The following is a 15,094-nucleotide window of genomic DNA, read 5'->3' as shown; positions in this document are numbered from 1 at the left end:
TTCTGGTACCCGTTATGTGTGCCGGTATAAGGGAAGGAACCGTGCGTATTCTCCCGTACTCGACTGGGCACACCACGACCAACAGCGGCTCAATTTCAAGAAGGATAATTCAATGAAGCAATACAGCGCGGAGTTCCTTGGAACATTCTGGCTTGTTCTTGGTGGTTGCGGTAGTGCGGTACTTGCCGCCGCGTTTCCCGAGTTAGGCATCGGCTTTGCCGGTGTTGCCCTGGCATTCGGATTGACCGTCCTGACCATGGCCTTCGCCATCGGCCATATCTCGGGTTGTCATCTCAACCCCGCAATCTCCATCGGCCTGTGGGCCGGCGGTCGTTTTCCGGCGAGCCAGCTCGCACCCTACATCGTCGCTCAGGTTCTCGGTGGTATAGCGGCTGGCGCGGTGTTGTACGTCATTGCCAGCGGCGGCCCGGGCTTTGAGTTGTCGAACGGTTTTGCCTCGAACGGCTACGGCGAGCATTCTCCCGGCAAATATTCGCTGCTTGCGGCGCTGGTCACGGAAATTGTCATGACCATGTTCTTCCTGCTGGTGATTATGGGCGCTACCGACAAGCGCGCGCCGGCCGGCTTCGCACCCATCGCCATCGGCCTGTGCTTGACCCTGATCCACCTGATCAGCATTCCGGTCACCAATACCTCGGTCAATCCCGCGCGCAGCACCGGCGTTGCAATCTTCGTCGGCGACTGGGCGACTGCCCAACTCTGGCTGTTCTGGGTGGCTCCGATCATCGGTGGTGTGCTCGGTGCGCTCAGCTATCGCTTCATCGCTGGCGACGAAGAAAGCTGAAAATGGCCGCTTCGGGTCGGGCGGTTCTCGCCCCCGATCCGACGCGGCCACGCCTCACCCACAAGCTCTTAATGTGAAAGTCGCGCAAGCGGCTCACGAAACTCCCTTCTCCCCTTGCGGGAGAAGGGGCAGGGGAAGAGGGAAACGGTCATGACTTTCATGATTTGGGGTGTCTCCACGTGTCATGACCGTTAATGTGAAAGTCGCGTATGCGACTCACGAAACTCCCTTCTCCCCTCGCGGGAGAAGGGCCGGGGGTGAGGCGGGGAATTCAGGGAGCATGCTCCCTGCCCGGCGAACGATTCCGGCGTGCAAGCCGGAATGCGCACTGCAAGTGAGAGGGGGGCGGTCCTGACTTTCATGATCAGGGGTGTCTCGACATGTCATGACCGTTAGCCACAAGGAGATCCAGATGCATCTGAACGCATTGCTGCCGCGTTACCCGGTTCCCGCCCTGAATGTGGCGCTGACCTCCGGCGGGCGTTTCGTCCTCGGTGCGTCACCCGCCGAGCACTTCGACCTGCTGGTTTTCTATCGCGGCCTGCATTGCCCGATCTGTGCCAAATACCTGCTCGAGCTCGAACGCCTGGCGCCCGAGTTTGCGTCGCGTGGTGTGCAGATCGTGGCCATCAGCAGCGACGGTGAAGAACGTGGCCGGCAAATGGCCGAGAAAGTTGGTGCCAAAGGCGTGCAGTTCGCCTACGCCCTGAGCCTGCGCAGCGCACGCCAATGGGGGCTGTATATCAGCACTTCGCGCGGCCAGACGTCGATCGGGATCGAGGAGCCCGAGCTGTTCAGCGAACCCGGTGTGTTCCTGGTTCGTCCGGATGGGACGCTGTACTACGGCGCGGTCCAGACGATGCCCTTCGCGCGTCCGCAGTTCCAGGATCTGCTCGGCGCGGTCGACTTCGCCATCAGCAAGGACTACCCGGCGCGCGGCGAATTCACCGGCGCCGTCTAGCAAGCTAGCCAGCTGGCAAGCTTGCCGGTCTCGGCCCGCCGTCAGCGTCAGCCGGCGGCAGCCAGTCGCTTGAGTACCTCTTCGCGCGGGAAAAGGGCGACCAGGGCATCGACCGACGGCGTCTGTTCCTGGCCGGTCAGCAGCACCCGCAGAGGCATCGCCAGCTTGGGCATTTTCAGCCCGTGCGCGGCGACGCTGTGCTTGATCAGGGCGCCAATCGCCGCCGGCTGCCAGGCGATGTTTGGCAGGCCGGCGACGAAGTCGGCCAGCGCCGGCAGGGCTTCCGGCGTCAGATGCTTGACCAGGAGTTCGCTTTTCGGAGTGATGTCGATGTAGAACACCGCCGCCGCGTCGGCCAGCTCATTGAGGTTGGCGACGCGCTCCTGGTATAGGGTGATCACCGCCGGCAGGGAAGGTGTTGCGCTGACCGTCACGCCGCGCGCTTGCAGGCGCGGCAAGACCAGCGCCGCCAGTCGCTGTGCGTCGGCGCGCTTGAGGTAGTGCGCGTTGAGCCAGTTGAGTTTCTCGGTGTTGAACTGCGCGGCCGACGGCGTGATGTGGTCGAGGTCGAACCACTCGCAGAACTGCGCCATCGAGAAGATTTCTTCGTCACCGTGCGACCAGCCCAGGCGCGCCAGATAGTTGAGCACCGCTTCCGGCAGATAGCCTTCCTCGTCGTACTGCATGACGCTCACCGCGCCGTGGCGCTTGGAGAGTTTCTGGCCATCGTCACCGAGAATCATCGACAGGTGCGCGTATTGCGGCACTTGCACGCCCAGCGCCTGCAGGATGTTGATCTGCCGTGGCGTGTTATTGACATGGTCGTCGCCGCGAATGACCTGCGTGATGCCCATGTCGAAGTCGTCGACGACGACACAGAAGTTGTACGTCGGTGTGCCATCGGCGCGGGCGATCACCAGGTCGTCGAGTTCGGCGTTGGCAATTTCGATGCGCCCCTTGACCAGGTCGTCCCAGGCGACGACGCCGTCGCCCGGGTTGCGGAAGCGTACCGCCGGCGAGACGCCGGCCGGCGGCGTCGGCAGGACCTTGCCCGGCTCCGGCCGCCAAGTGCCGTCATAGCGCGCCTTCAGTCCTTGCGCACGTTGCTCCTCGCGCAGGCGATCGAGTTCTTCGGGGGGCATGTAGCAATGGTAGGCCGTGCCGGCGGCGAGCATCTCGTCGATGACCACCTGGTAGCGCGCCATGCGCTGGGTCTGGTAGAAAGGCCCTTCGTCGTGGCTCAGGCCCAGCCAGTTCATGCCGTCAAGGATCGCCTGCACGGCTTCAGGTGTCGACCGTGCCAGGTCGGTGTCCTCGATGCGCAGGATGAAGCTGCCGCCGTGGCGACGGGCAAAGGCCCACGAGAAGAGCGCGGTGCGCGCGCCGCCAATGTGCAGGAAGCCGGTCGGGGAGGGCGCAAAACGGGTGCGGATCATGGCTGGGGGTCGCAGTCTGGCAAAGCGCCCATTTTAGACCCTAGACCCCCCGTCGTCCCGCTGCTGTGCCGGCGGCTCTCTGCCGCGCTGTTCGCCATCGTGAAAGCGAATGAAATTTCGCCCGGCCTGCTTGGCTTCATACATGGCCGCATCGGCCCGCTGCAGGATCTCGTCCTGCGTGGCTTGGTGACCAATGAACAAGGCGACGCCGATGCTCGCCGAGCACCGGTGGGTCAGCGTCGTGGCGCATTGTCCTGCGGACGGGATGCTCAGTCGATAGGGTTCTCGCAGGGCGACACGAATCTTTTCGGCGATGATGGCGGCTTTCTCCATTGACGCGTACTTGTCCGCAGCCAGCTCGCTGATCATCACCACGAACTCGTCGCCACCGAAGCGGGCGACGGTATCCACCTCGCGAACGCAGCTCTTCAGACGCCCAGCCGCCTCGACCAGGAGCAGGTCGCCGATGACGTGCCCATGCGCATCATTGAGCGGTTTGAAGTTGTCCAGGTCGACGAACATCACGGCACCATGGCAGGGTGCTCGCCCGCTGGCGGCCATCGTCTGCTGTAGACGGTCGTTGAGCAGGCGGCGATTGGGGAGCGCGGTCAGTGGGTCATGAAACGCCAGTTTGCGGACCTGGTCCTCGGCGTACTTGCGTTCGGTGATTTCCCTGCTGACGCCGTGATAACCGATGATCGTGCCCTGCGCGTCACGTTCCGGCGTGGAGAGGACTTCCAGCCAGATCAGGCTGCCATCCTGGCAGCGCTGTGGCAGTTCGAAGCGGGTAATCCCGGTGCGCACGCCCCGCCGTTCGGTTTCTGCGCGCAGCGCCTGTTTCTCCTTGAGAATGGCGATGCCCTCGGCGGTCAGCACTTCTGTCACGTGCCGACCGATGACCTGCTCTGCCTTGTAGCCGCGCAAGCGTTCGTCGGCCGGGCTGATATAGGTGAAGTAGTGATCGCGGTCCTGCCGCCAGACGATGTCGGCAACATTCTCGGTGAGCAGGCGGTAGTGCGCCTCACTGGTGCGCAGCCGTTCAGCCGCGAGGTTGCGCTCGATGGCGATGCTGGCCAGGCGGGCGGATTGTTCGATCAGCTCGATATGGGCCGCGCTCGGGCTATGCGGGTGACGATGATAAATGGCGAAGGTACCGATTACTTTTCCCGGCGATGAGCGAACCGGTTCGGACCAGCAGGATCTCAGGCCGGCGCTGGCCGCCAGCTCTCTGGCGCGCTCCCAGTAGGGATGCGTGGCGATATCTTCGACGATGACGCGCTGGCCGGTAAACGCCGCCGTTCCGCAGGAACCGGCTGCGGCGCGGATTTTCATCCCGTTGACCGCGGCGTTGAAGGAGTCTGGCAGGCTTGGGGCGGCGCCGGTGGTGAGGCGCTGGCCATCGTTGTCGACCAGCAGAATGCTGCACAGCATGCCCGGATTGAGTTCCTCTACACCCTGCGCCAGCGCTTCAAGAATGCCGTGTAGCGGCTCGCCTTCCGCAAGCAGTTGCAGGATGCGGCCGCGAAACTGTTCGTATTGCTCGGCGCGCTTGACGGCCGTGATATCGCTATGGGTGATCACTACGCCGCGCTCGATGTCGGGACCCAAAGGCATGACCGTCATCGTGAACCAACGCAGTTCTTGCGGCGAGTGGCAGGCATATTCAAGACTGAAGGAGGGCAAGCGGCGTTCCAGAACCGCTTCGATTCCAAGCCTGGGGTTGGCTGCATCGTCGGCCAGGGCCGCAGCGTCGAGCGTGCAGAAAGCGATGGTAATTCACGCCGGCTTCGGTATGCGCTGCGGGCTGCCCTGGCTGGCTGCTGTTCTCCCGCGAAAACCGCCGCCAACGCTTGTTCACCGCTTGTATGACGCCGTGCTGATCGAGGACGACGATTTCGGCAGCCATGGAATTGAGGATGGTGTTCTTGAAGGCTTCGCTTTCCTGCAACGCTTTTTCGCGATTTCCCAGGCTGTCGACGAGGTGATTGAAGCTGGCGATGAGTTCGCCAACTTCGTCATGGCGGGCTATCGGCAAGGGTTCGGGAGCTGCTGCGTAGCCGACAAATGGGAGAGGCAGCTTGGCGGCAGAAAGCATCGGCGCAAGCTGCCGATCCAATATCCACCACGTTGCGGCGGCTGCCAACAGGGTCAGTAGCAGCGCCGCCAGCAGCATGCGCTGCTGCATCGCGCGAATCGGGGCAAAAGCTTCAGCGGTCGGAAGGATGGCCACCATGTCCCAACCTGAAACCGGGATTCCTCCTGGCCGAGCTCAGTACCTTGGTGCCAAACGCTACTGACGAAGACGATGGGTCCCTCGAAACCTTCGATAAAGCGATCGATCGTCGGATTGACGCCTGGCGACGGCAAGTGGGCCATGACGCGACTCTTGTCGGTAGCGGTGATGATCTGGCGGTACTGCGGTGCAACAAGAAGAAAACCACCGGTCTTGCCGTAGCGGCCGTCGGTGATGTGGTCGAGAAAGTTGGGTATGGCCAGATTGACGACCCCACTCACGGCGCCAATCACATGGTCACGTGGGTCACGAATGGCTACGGTCATGCCAAAAACCGGCGCCTGCAGTTTCTTGCCTATCACAGGCCGGCTGATCGTCGATTTTCCTTCCTGTAGCGCCGTAGCGACGCTGTCGATGTCCGTGTAATTGACACCGAGTCGCTCAGGGGCGGGAGGAAATTCGGCGACCGCTGTACCGTCGAGTCGATGGACAATGATGCCGGCGTTGAATGGTTCGCCTTCGAGAGTCAGGCTCTGCGCCAGGAAAGCCTGCAAGGTGGTGGTGTTGGCCAGCAATCGCCGGAGTAATTCTGCTGGCAATTCTCGCCAGAATTGCCAGACGGTCGCCCAATTCGTGATTCAGCTCGTCGGCCAGCAGGGAGACCGTCGACAATTGCTGGTCACCCAATAGACGTTCCATATCCGCCCGCAAGGTCTGGCTGCTGTAAAAAGCCAGTGACCAAATGCTGACAAGGAAGATGGTCAGCGTAACAAGGTGATTCTCGTCTTGAGCGAGCGCCCTTTGAAGCGAGTCAGTTCACGAGGTTTTCACGCAGTCGATAATATTTTTTGGATTGGCAATGGGGAAGCTTAATACATTTTCCGCCGGCATGGTTTTTCAAAAAAAGCTTCTTTGGCAGCGCCTGCCTGCGTCCGGGAGGGCCTGCAGGTCTCTTGAATAGCGGCAGAGGGGGCGGGTGCCTTGTCGGTCGTCAGCTTTCGTGGAACCACCTTGCGCCTCGGCTGCCAAAGCTCCGTCAAGTCGCGGCAGCGCGAAGAGAGTGCCAGGCACGATAATTTAACAAGAGCTCGCGCTGCGGACGCTGGGACTGAAATAGGGCCGTGGCGCCGAGAATGGCGGCGCTTGACAGGGCGGGCATGCGAACAGATACTGCCTGCCGTCGACTGCACTACCGACGAGTCTCCCACGTTGGGGTTTCAAGCTGTTTGTGTCCGTCAGGAGAGAACGCATGAAACGTACTCTGCTTGCCGCTTTGCGGCGACTCTCATTCTCGGTGCTGGCTTCGGTGTTTTCTACCAGCGCGACATCAATTTCGGCGACGCGTATGCGCAAGGCGCAGCGGCTTCCCCGCTTGCCGCTCCCGCTGAACAAAGCCTTCCGGAAGCGTCGATCATCGACCAGGATGCTCCGTATTACGAAGCTTGTGCCCGCGAAGGACTGAGTGATTCGGAATGCGTCGGACGGCTGATCTGGTTCAAGCCACCGCCGGTAACGACCGCTTTCCATACCTATAACCCTGCAGCAGCGCATTGGCGGTCCTGGTCGACTGGTTCCGCGTCCTGCGATCCGATCAGCGCGACGATCGTTTCTGGGCCTGGGGAATCATCAAACGATCCCTCGTGCTGCAAACCGGCGATCCCGACTGCCCGGCCAAGTCGGTGGCGGAAACCTATGGCTTCGACTGGTGTCCTGGCGACGACGTGCTCCTGAAGTATGTCGGCAAGTCCGGGCTACATCGACCCGGCCTGCGGCCTCAAGGATGCGGCCTCTCGACCCGGACGACCCGCACAGCCAGGGCGGCAAGCTCGACCAACGGCACTCCGCCTGCGATCTCAAGTTCGGCACCTCCACGGGAGCGCTGGGAATTCGCAAGTTTCCCAATCCACGCTTCGACGCCGCCAGTGGCAGGCCTTGAATGGCGAACCCGGAAGCTGGTCCGGCTTTGACCGCCCACTGATCGACAAGACCGGCATCGCCTCCGATCAGCGCGTCAGTCGGCTGTCCGATGGCTCGGTCGAGCCGCCATTCCTGATCGGCACTTCCTGCGGTTCCTGCCATATCGCGTTCGATCCGCTCAACCCGCCAGCCGACCCGGCGCATCCCAAGTGGGAGAATCTCAAGGGGCTGATCGGCAACCAGTACACGCGCATGTCCGAACTGCTCGGTTCGGGGCCTGCCGATGAGCAGTCTCGAGTATCGAGATGTTCGCGCACGCCCGTCCCGGGTCACCGACACTTCGGCGATTTCGCATGACGCAGGGTCAACAGATCCGGGGACCATCAATGCCCTGATCAATGTCGCGCAGCGGCCGGTATTCAAGGGTGAAGTGGTAACCAAATGGCGCAAGGCGGCGAGCTGCGGCAGCGAGACCGACGCGGGCAAGTGTGGTGCGAGCCGGGTCGCGAAGGCAAGTGCTGGGAGAAGAGCACTCCGCGACGACGACACCACGGCCGGTCATCTCGGCGGCCAGAAATGTTGTATTGCCCGGCGTCCATCACATCCTCAAAGTGCGGCGAAGACTCGACCGGCGCGCTGGAAGCGATCCAGCGCGTGTACTTCAACATCGGCTCCTGCTCCGAGCAGTGCTGGGTCAATCACCTCGCCGACATGCGCGAGGTGGACCCGGAGCAGCGCGGTTTCGGACAGACACCTTTCGACATTGGCCAGTGGCCGCCGCGATTGCCCGAACTTCCGGGCCGTCGAGGACCGCTTGCAGAACGTGCTCGATTTCTTTGCCTCTGCCGAGTCGGAGCAGACCGACCTCTACGCGGCGTTGGCCAATGTTCGCCAGGCCGTTCAAGTGGCCTGGTTTAGGTCGCGGCCGATCTGGGTCCGCGACCTGGAAAGCGAATTCGGCGCCAGGTGCCGTTGGCCGCGGACAGCTGGTCTTCGCCGAAAATCTGTGCGCGCTGCCATTCGAGCATTCCCGAGAGCGAAGGCGGCTCGTTCAAAGAATCGCGACTTCGCCGCCGCCAGCGAAACGCATCCGCGCCAGGTAAGGGCCGATTTCCTGGGCAACGATCAGGCGACACCGGTAACCGAGGTCGGCACTTTCCGTTGCCGCTCGCTGCACTCCAACCACAAGGCGGGCAACCTGTACATGGAATCGCGTCGGACACCACTGCGCCAGCGCGAGGTCGTTGCCGACATTCCCGAGCGCGACGAGCTCAAGGATGCCGGTCGCGGCTACCTGCGTAATGTCTCGCTGGTCAATATCTGGGCGACCGCGCCGTTCATGCACAACAACGCCATCGGGCCGGAAATCTGCGGCAAGCCGGCGAACAAGGCCAACGACTTCCACCGCGCCCGCTATGTCGATAGCGCTGGCCTGCTCCTCGCACGGCAGCCCGATTGCCTGCGCTACGACCCGAGCGTCGAGGGCCGCTTCGACCTCTACAAGCTGTCGATGTTCGAGCTGCTGAACCCCAAGGAACGGGGCAGCAAGCGGACGTTGACCAACGCCGACCTGATCATCGACGTCGGCATACGACCGCTCGACGGCAAGACCGAGAAGCCGCTGTTCGATTTCGGGCAGGTGAAGATTCCGGCCGGTACCAGCGCCGGTTTCCTGAATGGCCTGATGCACAAGCAGCTGATCGGCGACCTGTTCCTTGCCAAGCGCCACCCGGACAAGCTCGAAGCGGCCGGCAAGGCGAGCCTCTTGCCGACGCTGCAGACAATCGCCGACGAGATCATCAAGAATCCGTCGCGCTTCGTCGAAATTCTGCGTGAGCAGCGCGATTTCATCAGTGCCAATTACCAGAGCTGCACCGAGGAGATCGAAAACCAGGGTCACCGCTTCGGCGAGGATCTTTCCGAGGCCGACAAGAAAGCGCTCACCGCTTTCCTCGCCACGCTGTAAGGAAACGGGAGATCACATCATGCGACTGCCGCACACCTTTGCCCTGAGCCAACTGCGCACCCAGCGCACCCAGCGCACCCAGCGCACTGACCGGATGTCACGCTTCGCGCTTGGCGCGCTAGCCACCCTCACCGCGCTTGCCCTTGCCGCGTGCAGCAAGCCGGAACCCCCGGATATCAAGTTCGCGCCTTATGCCAAGAGCTACCAGACGAAAATGAGCCTGGCGCAGGTCGACTATCAGTATCCGATTCCACCGGCTGAGCTGGCGAAGATCACGCCCGACTATCTGGCGACGCTGGACGAGGAGCAGATTGATCAGATCTACGCCCGCCTGACTGCCGGTCCGATCCCCGATGGCGCTTTCGAAGGTCGCATCCTGCTGCCGCGTGGAAGCAGCGGCAAGTTCCGGCTTTCCGAGCTGGTCGGTGGCTTCAGTGGCACCGTCCTGCACCTCAAGGGACTGGTCGTCGAGGAAATTGGCGAAGTCCTCTGGCGCGGCAAAGTGTTCTTCCGCGACGAGGGCGTGCTGCGCAACCGCATCGAGGATCTGTCACTGCTCAAGAAGCTCGGCCTGGTCGAAGGTGAGCCGCAGAAGATGAGTTACGCGGGCAAGGAAACCTGGTTGCTGTTCCCGGCCAAGCTCTATTGCGGCCAGAGTCTGCTCGACTCGCGGCGCGAATCGATCATCATCGATTATTTCTTTAGCGACGAAATTCCCCGTTACCAGGAAAGTCCCGATTACCTCGCCGGCCGGCGCGGACTCAAGGTGCGCGACGAAATCCGCATGATCCGCCCCGGCTTTTACCTTGGCCGCGCCTATCTGGACCGCGGTTTCGCGCTCAATTTCACGCTTTACGACAAAGCCACCGACGAGAAGGCTCAGGCGAATTTCGTCGCCACCGGCAAGGTGCAGGAAGACTGCTGGCCGGGAACGCAGCAACGCACCGTGGTCGCTGCTACTGGCAAGTCTGCAAAGCCCTGAGTCTGGCAAAGCCTGGGCATGGCAGCTGACGATGCGTCCGCCCGTGACCTCGCTGGTGATCCTGCGGCGGCTTGCCACGGGTCTGGCAGCGGCGGGCTTGGCAGCGTGCTTGGCCACACTCGTCGCCATGCCGGTGTCGGCGACTGAAGCGCGCCCGACGGGGCCGGTGCCGGTGGCTGCGCTGCCCGTCGTCAATCCGGCCGACCCCGGCGAGCATCTCCCGAGCCAGGGCCGTTCATTGTTCGAGGAGCTGTTTGCCGTGCGCCGTGGTGCCGCCGCCGAAATCGAAGTGCCTTTTCCTTTTGCGGCCTTGCTCGCCCGCATCGATTCCCAGCTGCAGCGTGACCCGGCCAGTCCGCTGCCGCCTGCCAAGCGCGTACTGATTCCGCTGGGTCGCTCGCTGCAGCGGACGGCCGCCGCGCCCGACTACTTTGCCTATCCGCGCGTCCTGGTGGCCGTCGACAGCCCGCCGCTCGCCGCCGGCATGCCACTGCTCAAGGACCGCCTCTACATCGGCTACCAGGAGCAGTCGGCGGTCATCGAGATCATCAGTTACAACGAGGCCGCCGGGCGCTTCGAATTCCAGTTGCTCAAGGACTACCGCGCTGGCGCCAAGCCGCGCCTGGTTTACGCGAACCGCAGCATCTGTTTTGCTTGTCATCAGAACGGCTCGCCGATTTTTTCGCGCGCCCTGTGGGACGAGACCAACGCCAATGCCCAGGTGGCGGCGACGCTGCTGGCCAGCGCTCAAAGCTACTACGGCATCCCTCCCGACCGTGGCATCGACGTTCCCTACGCCATCGACAACGCCAGTGAGCGCGCCAACGGCTTTGCCCTGACCCAGCTTCTGTGGCGCGCGGGCTGCGGCGGCCATTCGGCCGAGGCGCAAGGCTGCCGCGCCGGCCTGTTCGCCGCCGCCTTGCGGCACGCGCTCTCAAGCGGTCAGACCTGGACCGCTGACGCCCGCTTCATGCAGGCGGTTGACAAGCCGCTGCGCGAGCAGGCGCGACGCCGCTGGCCGGGCGGCCTGAGCGCGGGCAATCCCGACATCCCCAACCGCAACCCCTTGCAGGCGGTTAATGGCTGGCCCGCGGAGAGCGCTGCGCGGGCGGCTTTGGCGGCGGTGCCGGCTCGCTTCGACCCGCTCTTGCCGCGCTCCGCTGGAGCGCTCTGGCGCCCGCACGCCCCGGATGCGCTGCGGCAGCTGGTGGCTGGCCTGGCGGAGTTTGTCGCCGACAGCGATCGGCGGCAACTGGAGAGTGCACTGGCGCGCTTGGCGCCACCTGACGCAGAGCGATTCGGCGTGCCCCTGCCGAATCGATACCCGAGTCGCTGCGCGCTGGTCCTTGCAGCTGCATCCGCTACGGGTGGAACGTTGCTGGCGGGAACGCTGTCGGTGCCGGCCGGCCGAGCGAGCGGAGGGCGGCTGACGCGGCTGACGCTGCCCGGCGGCACGGCCCTGAACAATCTTGAGCTGACACTGGTCGGCACGGGGACCGCCGCCGGCGCGACCTTGTCGCCGCAAGCCGACGGGCTGCCCGTGAGAAACGCTGCCGCCGACGTGATCTCCTCGATCGAAATCCGCCGCAGCGAGGCCAATGCGGGCGATGGCTGGGTCGATGGCGAGGCGATACTGGAAGTCCGCCCCGATTTCGCCATCGTGCAGCAGGCTATCGACCGCCTGGCCGCCGGCCCGCAAGCCGCAATCCTGTTCGGACCTGCTCCTTTCCCGCGCCAGTCGCTTTTTTCAGCACTGTTCGCCGAGCTCGGCACGCCTGCCGCGGCGCCCTGCTGCGAGGCTGCCGAGTATTTGCCACCGGCGCAGCTGGAAGTCGCTGCCGTGGCGCCGGGTCAGGCGCCGAGCAGCGCCGGCGATCCGCTGCTGCGCAGCTTTCAACCCTATTGCGCCGCTTGCCATCAGACCGCCGAGACTTTTCCGCCGAATTTTCTGCAGGGTAGTCCGCCCGAAGTGGACGCCAGTCTTCGCCACTGCGCCCCGCGCCTCTACGTACGCCTGGCGATGGCCGACATCGCGCCGGCGCAGCGTGCGAAGACGCCGATGCCGCCGGAAAGCATGTTGCCGGCGTTTGCCAGCGACGCTCAAGCATGGCGCAGCAGCCCGGTGCGCGCCGCACTGCTCGCTCAGGTGACACAATGGCTGCGCGCCGAAACCGGTCAAACCCCGCAACTTGAAACGCTGCTCGCCGCCGGCTATGAGGCCCTGCGCCCGTGTTTGCCGGCGCATTAGCCGGCGAGAAGAAAAGGGAGAAGATAGATGAACGAAAACGACACAGCGAAAAGCCCCTGGAAGCGACGCTTCATCATTCTCTTCATCGTCACCATCGTACTTCCGCTGCTGGCCGTGATCTGGCTGGTGCAGCGCTTTGGCGGCGACGTGCCGGTGGACCACGCCAGCCCGACCGAGCACTTCAAGTACGGTTCCACTGGCGGCGAGCACGAGATGGGTTTCCCCTACTGGATCTGGCGGGTGCTGCCCGACGTCTGCCCGCAATATCTGCCCGGCAAGGGCTACCAGTCCCTGGGAATGGTTTTCGAGAAGAACGCCGATGGCAGCGACCGCGACCTTCCGGTCGGCACTTCGCAGCGCCGCTACCAGGGCATCGATCGGGTCTTCGTCAACTGCGCCGTCTGCCATACCAGTACCGTGCGTACTGCCGCCGCCCAGCCACCGACGATCGTCCTCGGCATGCCGGCCGCGACTTTCAACATGAAGGGTTTCGAGGAATTCTTCTTCCACTGCGCCGCCGACCCGAAGTTCTCCAAGGAATTCATCCTGCCGGAGATCGAACGCCAGGGCGGCCAGCTCGACCTGCTCGATCGCTACGTCGTCTACCCGGTGGCCATTGCCATCATGCGCGATCGCGTGCTGGCGCTTGCCGGGCGCTTCGACTGGGTCGCCAGGCAGCACGCTTGGGGCCCGGGACGCGTCGATACCTTCAACTCGGCGAAAGTGATCTTCAATTTCCCGATGGCGCATCTCGACCCCGCCGAGTTCGACGCCCCGGCCGACTTTCCTTCGCTGTGGCGGCAACGCCAGCGCAAGGAGCCGCACGAGATGCAGTTGCACTGGGACGGCAACAACACCACCGTCGAAGAGCGCAACAAGAGTGCCGCCTTCGGCACCGGCACGACGCCGCCGACCATCGACATCGAACGCATCAGCCGCGTCGAGGACTGGATCCTCGACGCCTCGCCACCGAGCTTCAGCCAGTTCTTCCCGGTCGACGCCGAACTGGCCCTGCGCGGCGCGCCGATCTACAAGGCCTATTGCGCCAACTGTCACGGCGCTTCGGGCAGCGATTTCAGTGGTGAGCTGGTCGGCAAGGTGACGCCGCTGGCCGAGATCGGTACCGACCGGCGCCGGCTCGATTCCTACAGCTACACGCTGGCGGTGAACCAGGCCACACTCTACGCCGGCTACCCGTGGCGCTTCACGCATTTCCGCAAGACGCACGGCTACGCCAACATGCCGCTCGATGGCGTCTGGCTGCGCGCGCCCTACCTGCACAACGGCTCGGTGCCCAGCCTGCGCGAACTGCTCGAACCGGCGGCCGCCCGGCCCGCGAGCTTCTATCGCGGCAACGACGTCTATGACCCGCTCAAGGTCGGTTTCGTCTCCGATCAGCCGCAGGGCAACGGTCAGCCGTTTTTCCTTTTCGACACCAGCGCTCCCGGCAACGGCAACGGCGGCCACACCGGCAAGGCCTACGGCACCGAGCTGAGCGCCGACGAAAAGACCGCCCTGGTCGAATTCATGAAGACCTTCTGAGGAGCCGACGATGAGCATGCGATCCTGCAGGAACTGGTTCCGCGCCATCGGCGTGGTGATCATCGTCACGGTCGTTGTTGGCGGGGTGATCGGCTACGATCGCGGCTTCCGCGAACGTCCCCAGCCCGACTGGGTAACCGCCGATTTCGAAACGCGCTTCAAGTACGGCTCGATCGGTGCCGAGCACGACGCCGGCATCCCCTACTGGATTTTCTACGTCCTGCCGCGCGTCTTTCCCGAAAAACTGACCCAGGACGGCAAGGTCCTTCCCGGTGGTTACGCCGCACTCGGCGTTCCCTGGGAGCAGGGCCAGGAACTGCCGGCCGGCTTCAGCAAGAAAACCATCGGCTTTCCGCGCGTGGCCAATAACTGCGCCGTTTGCCACACCACCAGCTACCGCGAATCGCCTGATGCCAACCCGGTCTTTGTCATCGGCGGTCCGGCACACACCACCAACGTCGAAGCCTTCTTCCGCTACCTGATCGACTGCGCCAAGGACCCGCGCTTCAACGCCGACATCCTGATGGCCGAAATCAATCGCGTCACCGATCTCGACCTCATCGACCAGCTTCTCTACCGCTTCTTCGTCATCCCGATCACCAAGAAGCGCCTGCTCGAACGCGAGCAGCAGTTCGCCTGGATCTACCGCCCCGACTTTCCCGACTGGGGCCGCGGCCGCGATGACGCCATGAACCTGACCAAGTACTTCATGATCGGCGCTCCCATGGACGATACCTTCGGCCCCACCGACATGCCCTCGGTATGGAACCTCAAGAAGTACGTCTGGGATCAGGGCCACCGCATGAACTACGCCGGCGACAGCAGCGACGCCTACTCGGTGATCATGGACTCCGCCCTGGGCCTGCTTGGCGCCGCGCCCGCCAACAAGCAGGACTTCGTCGGGCAGGTGCAATGGCTGCACAGCTACCTCTCCGAACTGCCACCACCGAAATACCCCTTCGCCATCGATCAGGCAAAGGCGGCCGAGGGCAAAACCCTGTTCG

Annotated in this window: 13 protein-coding genes; 10 read left to right on the top strand and 3 right to left on the bottom strand. The window is 63.4% G+C overall.

Annotated features, from left to right (window positions below; genetic code table 11):
- Positions 1-16: 16 nt before the first annotated feature.
- Both aqpZ and QZ648_RS12780 read left to right on the top strand, forming a co-directional pair.
- The gene (gene aqpZ, locus QZ648_RS12785) at positions 17-805 is read left to right on the top strand and encodes an aquaporin Z (RefSeq protein ID WP_291997031.1); all 789 of its coding nucleotides are present in this window, start codon (positions 17-19) and stop codon (positions 803-805) included.
- 412 nt (positions 806-1,217) lie between these two features.
- Positions 1,218-1,766 (top strand): peroxiredoxin-like family protein, encoded by a 549-nt coding sequence (locus QZ648_RS12780; protein WP_169065653.1) that lies wholly within the window; start codon positions 1,218-1,220, stop codon positions 1,764-1,766.
- A 47-nt stretch (positions 1,767-1,813) separates the two neighbouring features.
- Here the strand turns inward: QZ648_RS12780 and gltX are convergent, their stop codons facing one another.
- Together gltX and QZ648_RS12770 are read right to left on the bottom strand one after the other, a co-directional pair.
- Entirely contained in the window at positions 1,814-3,202 is a 1,389-nt protein-coding gene (gene gltX / locus QZ648_RS12775) for a glutamate--tRNA ligase (RefSeq protein WP_291997032.1), read from the bottom strand.
- A 33-nt stretch (positions 3,203-3,235) separates the two neighbouring features.
- A complete protein-coding gene (locus QZ648_RS12770) occupies positions 3,236-4,816 on the bottom strand; it encodes a diguanylate cyclase (RefSeq protein WP_291997304.1) in 1,581 nt (526 codons plus the stop codon).
- Here QZ648_RS12770 and QZ648_RS12765 point away from each other — a divergent pair.
- Positions 4,815-5,357, top strand: a complete 543-nt coding sequence (locus QZ648_RS12765; RefSeq protein ID WP_291997303.1) for a hypothetical protein — start codon at positions 4,815-4,817, stop codon at positions 5,355-5,357. The two genes, QZ648_RS12770 and QZ648_RS12765, sit on opposite strands and share 2 nt — an antisense overlap.
- Here the strand turns inward: QZ648_RS12765 and QZ648_RS12760 are convergent.
- Complete coding sequence (locus tag QZ648_RS12760) at positions 5,351-6,034, bottom strand: hypothetical protein (RefSeq protein WP_291997302.1); 684 nt, start codon at positions 6,032-6,034, stop codon at positions 5,351-5,353. The two genes, QZ648_RS12765 and QZ648_RS12760, sit on opposite strands and share 7 nt — an antisense overlap.
- A 1,181-nt stretch (positions 6,035-7,215) precedes the next feature.
- On the opposite strand from QZ648_RS12760, the gene QZ648_RS12755 reads away from it, so the two are divergent.
- The 7 genes from QZ648_RS12755 to QZ648_RS12725 all read left to right on the top strand — a co-directional run.
- The gene (locus QZ648_RS12755) at positions 7,216-7,371 is read left to right on the top strand and encodes a hypothetical protein (protein WP_291997301.1); all 156 of its coding nucleotides are present in this window, start codon (positions 7,216-7,218) and stop codon (positions 7,369-7,371) included.
- Positions 7,368-7,709 (top strand): hypothetical protein, encoded by a 342-nt coding sequence (locus tag QZ648_RS12750; protein WP_291997300.1) that lies wholly within the window; start codon positions 7,368-7,370, stop codon positions 7,707-7,709. The genes QZ648_RS12755 and QZ648_RS12750 overlap by 4 nt, the downstream gene beginning before the upstream one ends.
- Before the next feature lie 457 nt (positions 7,710-8,166).
- The gene (locus QZ648_RS12745) at positions 8,167-9,318 is read left to right on the top strand and encodes a hypothetical protein (protein WP_291997299.1); all 1,152 of its coding nucleotides are present in this window, start codon (positions 8,167-8,169) and stop codon (positions 9,316-9,318) included.
- A 19-nt stretch (positions 9,319-9,337) separates the two neighbouring features.
- A complete protein-coding gene (locus QZ648_RS12740; RefSeq protein ID WP_291997035.1) occupies positions 9,338-10,300 on the top strand; it encodes a hypothetical protein in 963 nt (320 codons plus the stop codon).
- 31 nt (positions 10,301-10,331) lie between these two features.
- On the top strand, positions 10,332-12,548 hold the full coding sequence (locus QZ648_RS12735; RefSeq protein ID WP_291997298.1) for a hypothetical protein: 2,217 nt from the start codon (positions 10,332-10,334) through the stop codon (positions 12,546-12,548).
- Between the two features lie 27 nt (positions 12,549-12,575).
- A complete protein-coding gene (locus tag QZ648_RS12730; protein ID WP_169065658.1) occupies positions 12,576-14,090 on the top strand; it encodes a cytochrome c in 1,515 nt (504 codons plus the stop codon).
- 10 nt (positions 14,091-14,100) lie between these two features.
- On the top strand, positions 14,101-15,094 hold a 994-nt coding region (locus QZ648_RS12725), incomplete at its 3' end, for a hypothetical protein (RefSeq protein WP_291997297.1).

The organism is Candidatus Accumulibacter sp. ACC012, from assembly GCF_907163155.1.
GTDB classification, from domain to species: Bacteria; Pseudomonadota; Gammaproteobacteria; order Burkholderiales; family Rhodocyclaceae; genus Accumulibacter; species Accumulibacter delftensis.
The sequence above is the reverse complement of the archived record's forward strand: the minus strand, read 5'-3'. Positions and strand labels throughout refer to the sequence as shown.

Coding starts and splice junctions, on each gene's coding strand:
- QZ648_RS12755 (WP_291997301.1), top strand. CDS start 7,216: ATGCGGCCTCTCGACCCGGACGACCCGCACAGCCAGGGCGGCAAGCTC.
- QZ648_RS12780 (WP_169065653.1), top strand. CDS start 1,218: ATGCATCTGAACGCATTGCTGCCGCGTTACCCGGTTCCCGCCCTGAAT.
- QZ648_RS12740 (WP_291997035.1), top strand. CDS start 9,338: ATGCGACTGCCGCACACCTTTGCCCTGAGCCAACTGCGCACCCAGCGC.
- QZ648_RS12770 (WP_291997304.1), bottom strand. CDS start 4,816: ATGCCTTTGGGTCCCGACATCGAGCGCGGCGTAGTGATCACCCATAGC.
- QZ648_RS12765 (WP_291997303.1), top strand. CDS start 4,815: ATGACCGTCATCGTGAACCAACGCAGTTCTTGCGGCGAGTGGCAGGCA.
- QZ648_RS12735 (WP_291997298.1), top strand. CDS start 10,332: ATGCGTCCGCCCGTGACCTCGCTGGTGATCCTGCGGCGGCTTGCCACG.
- gltX (WP_291997032.1), bottom strand. CDS start 3,202: ATGATCCGCACCCGTTTTGCGCCCTCCCCGACCGGCTTCCTGCACATT.
- QZ648_RS12730 (WP_169065658.1), top strand. CDS start 12,576: ATGAACGAAAACGACACAGCGAAAAGCCCCTGGAAGCGACGCTTCATC.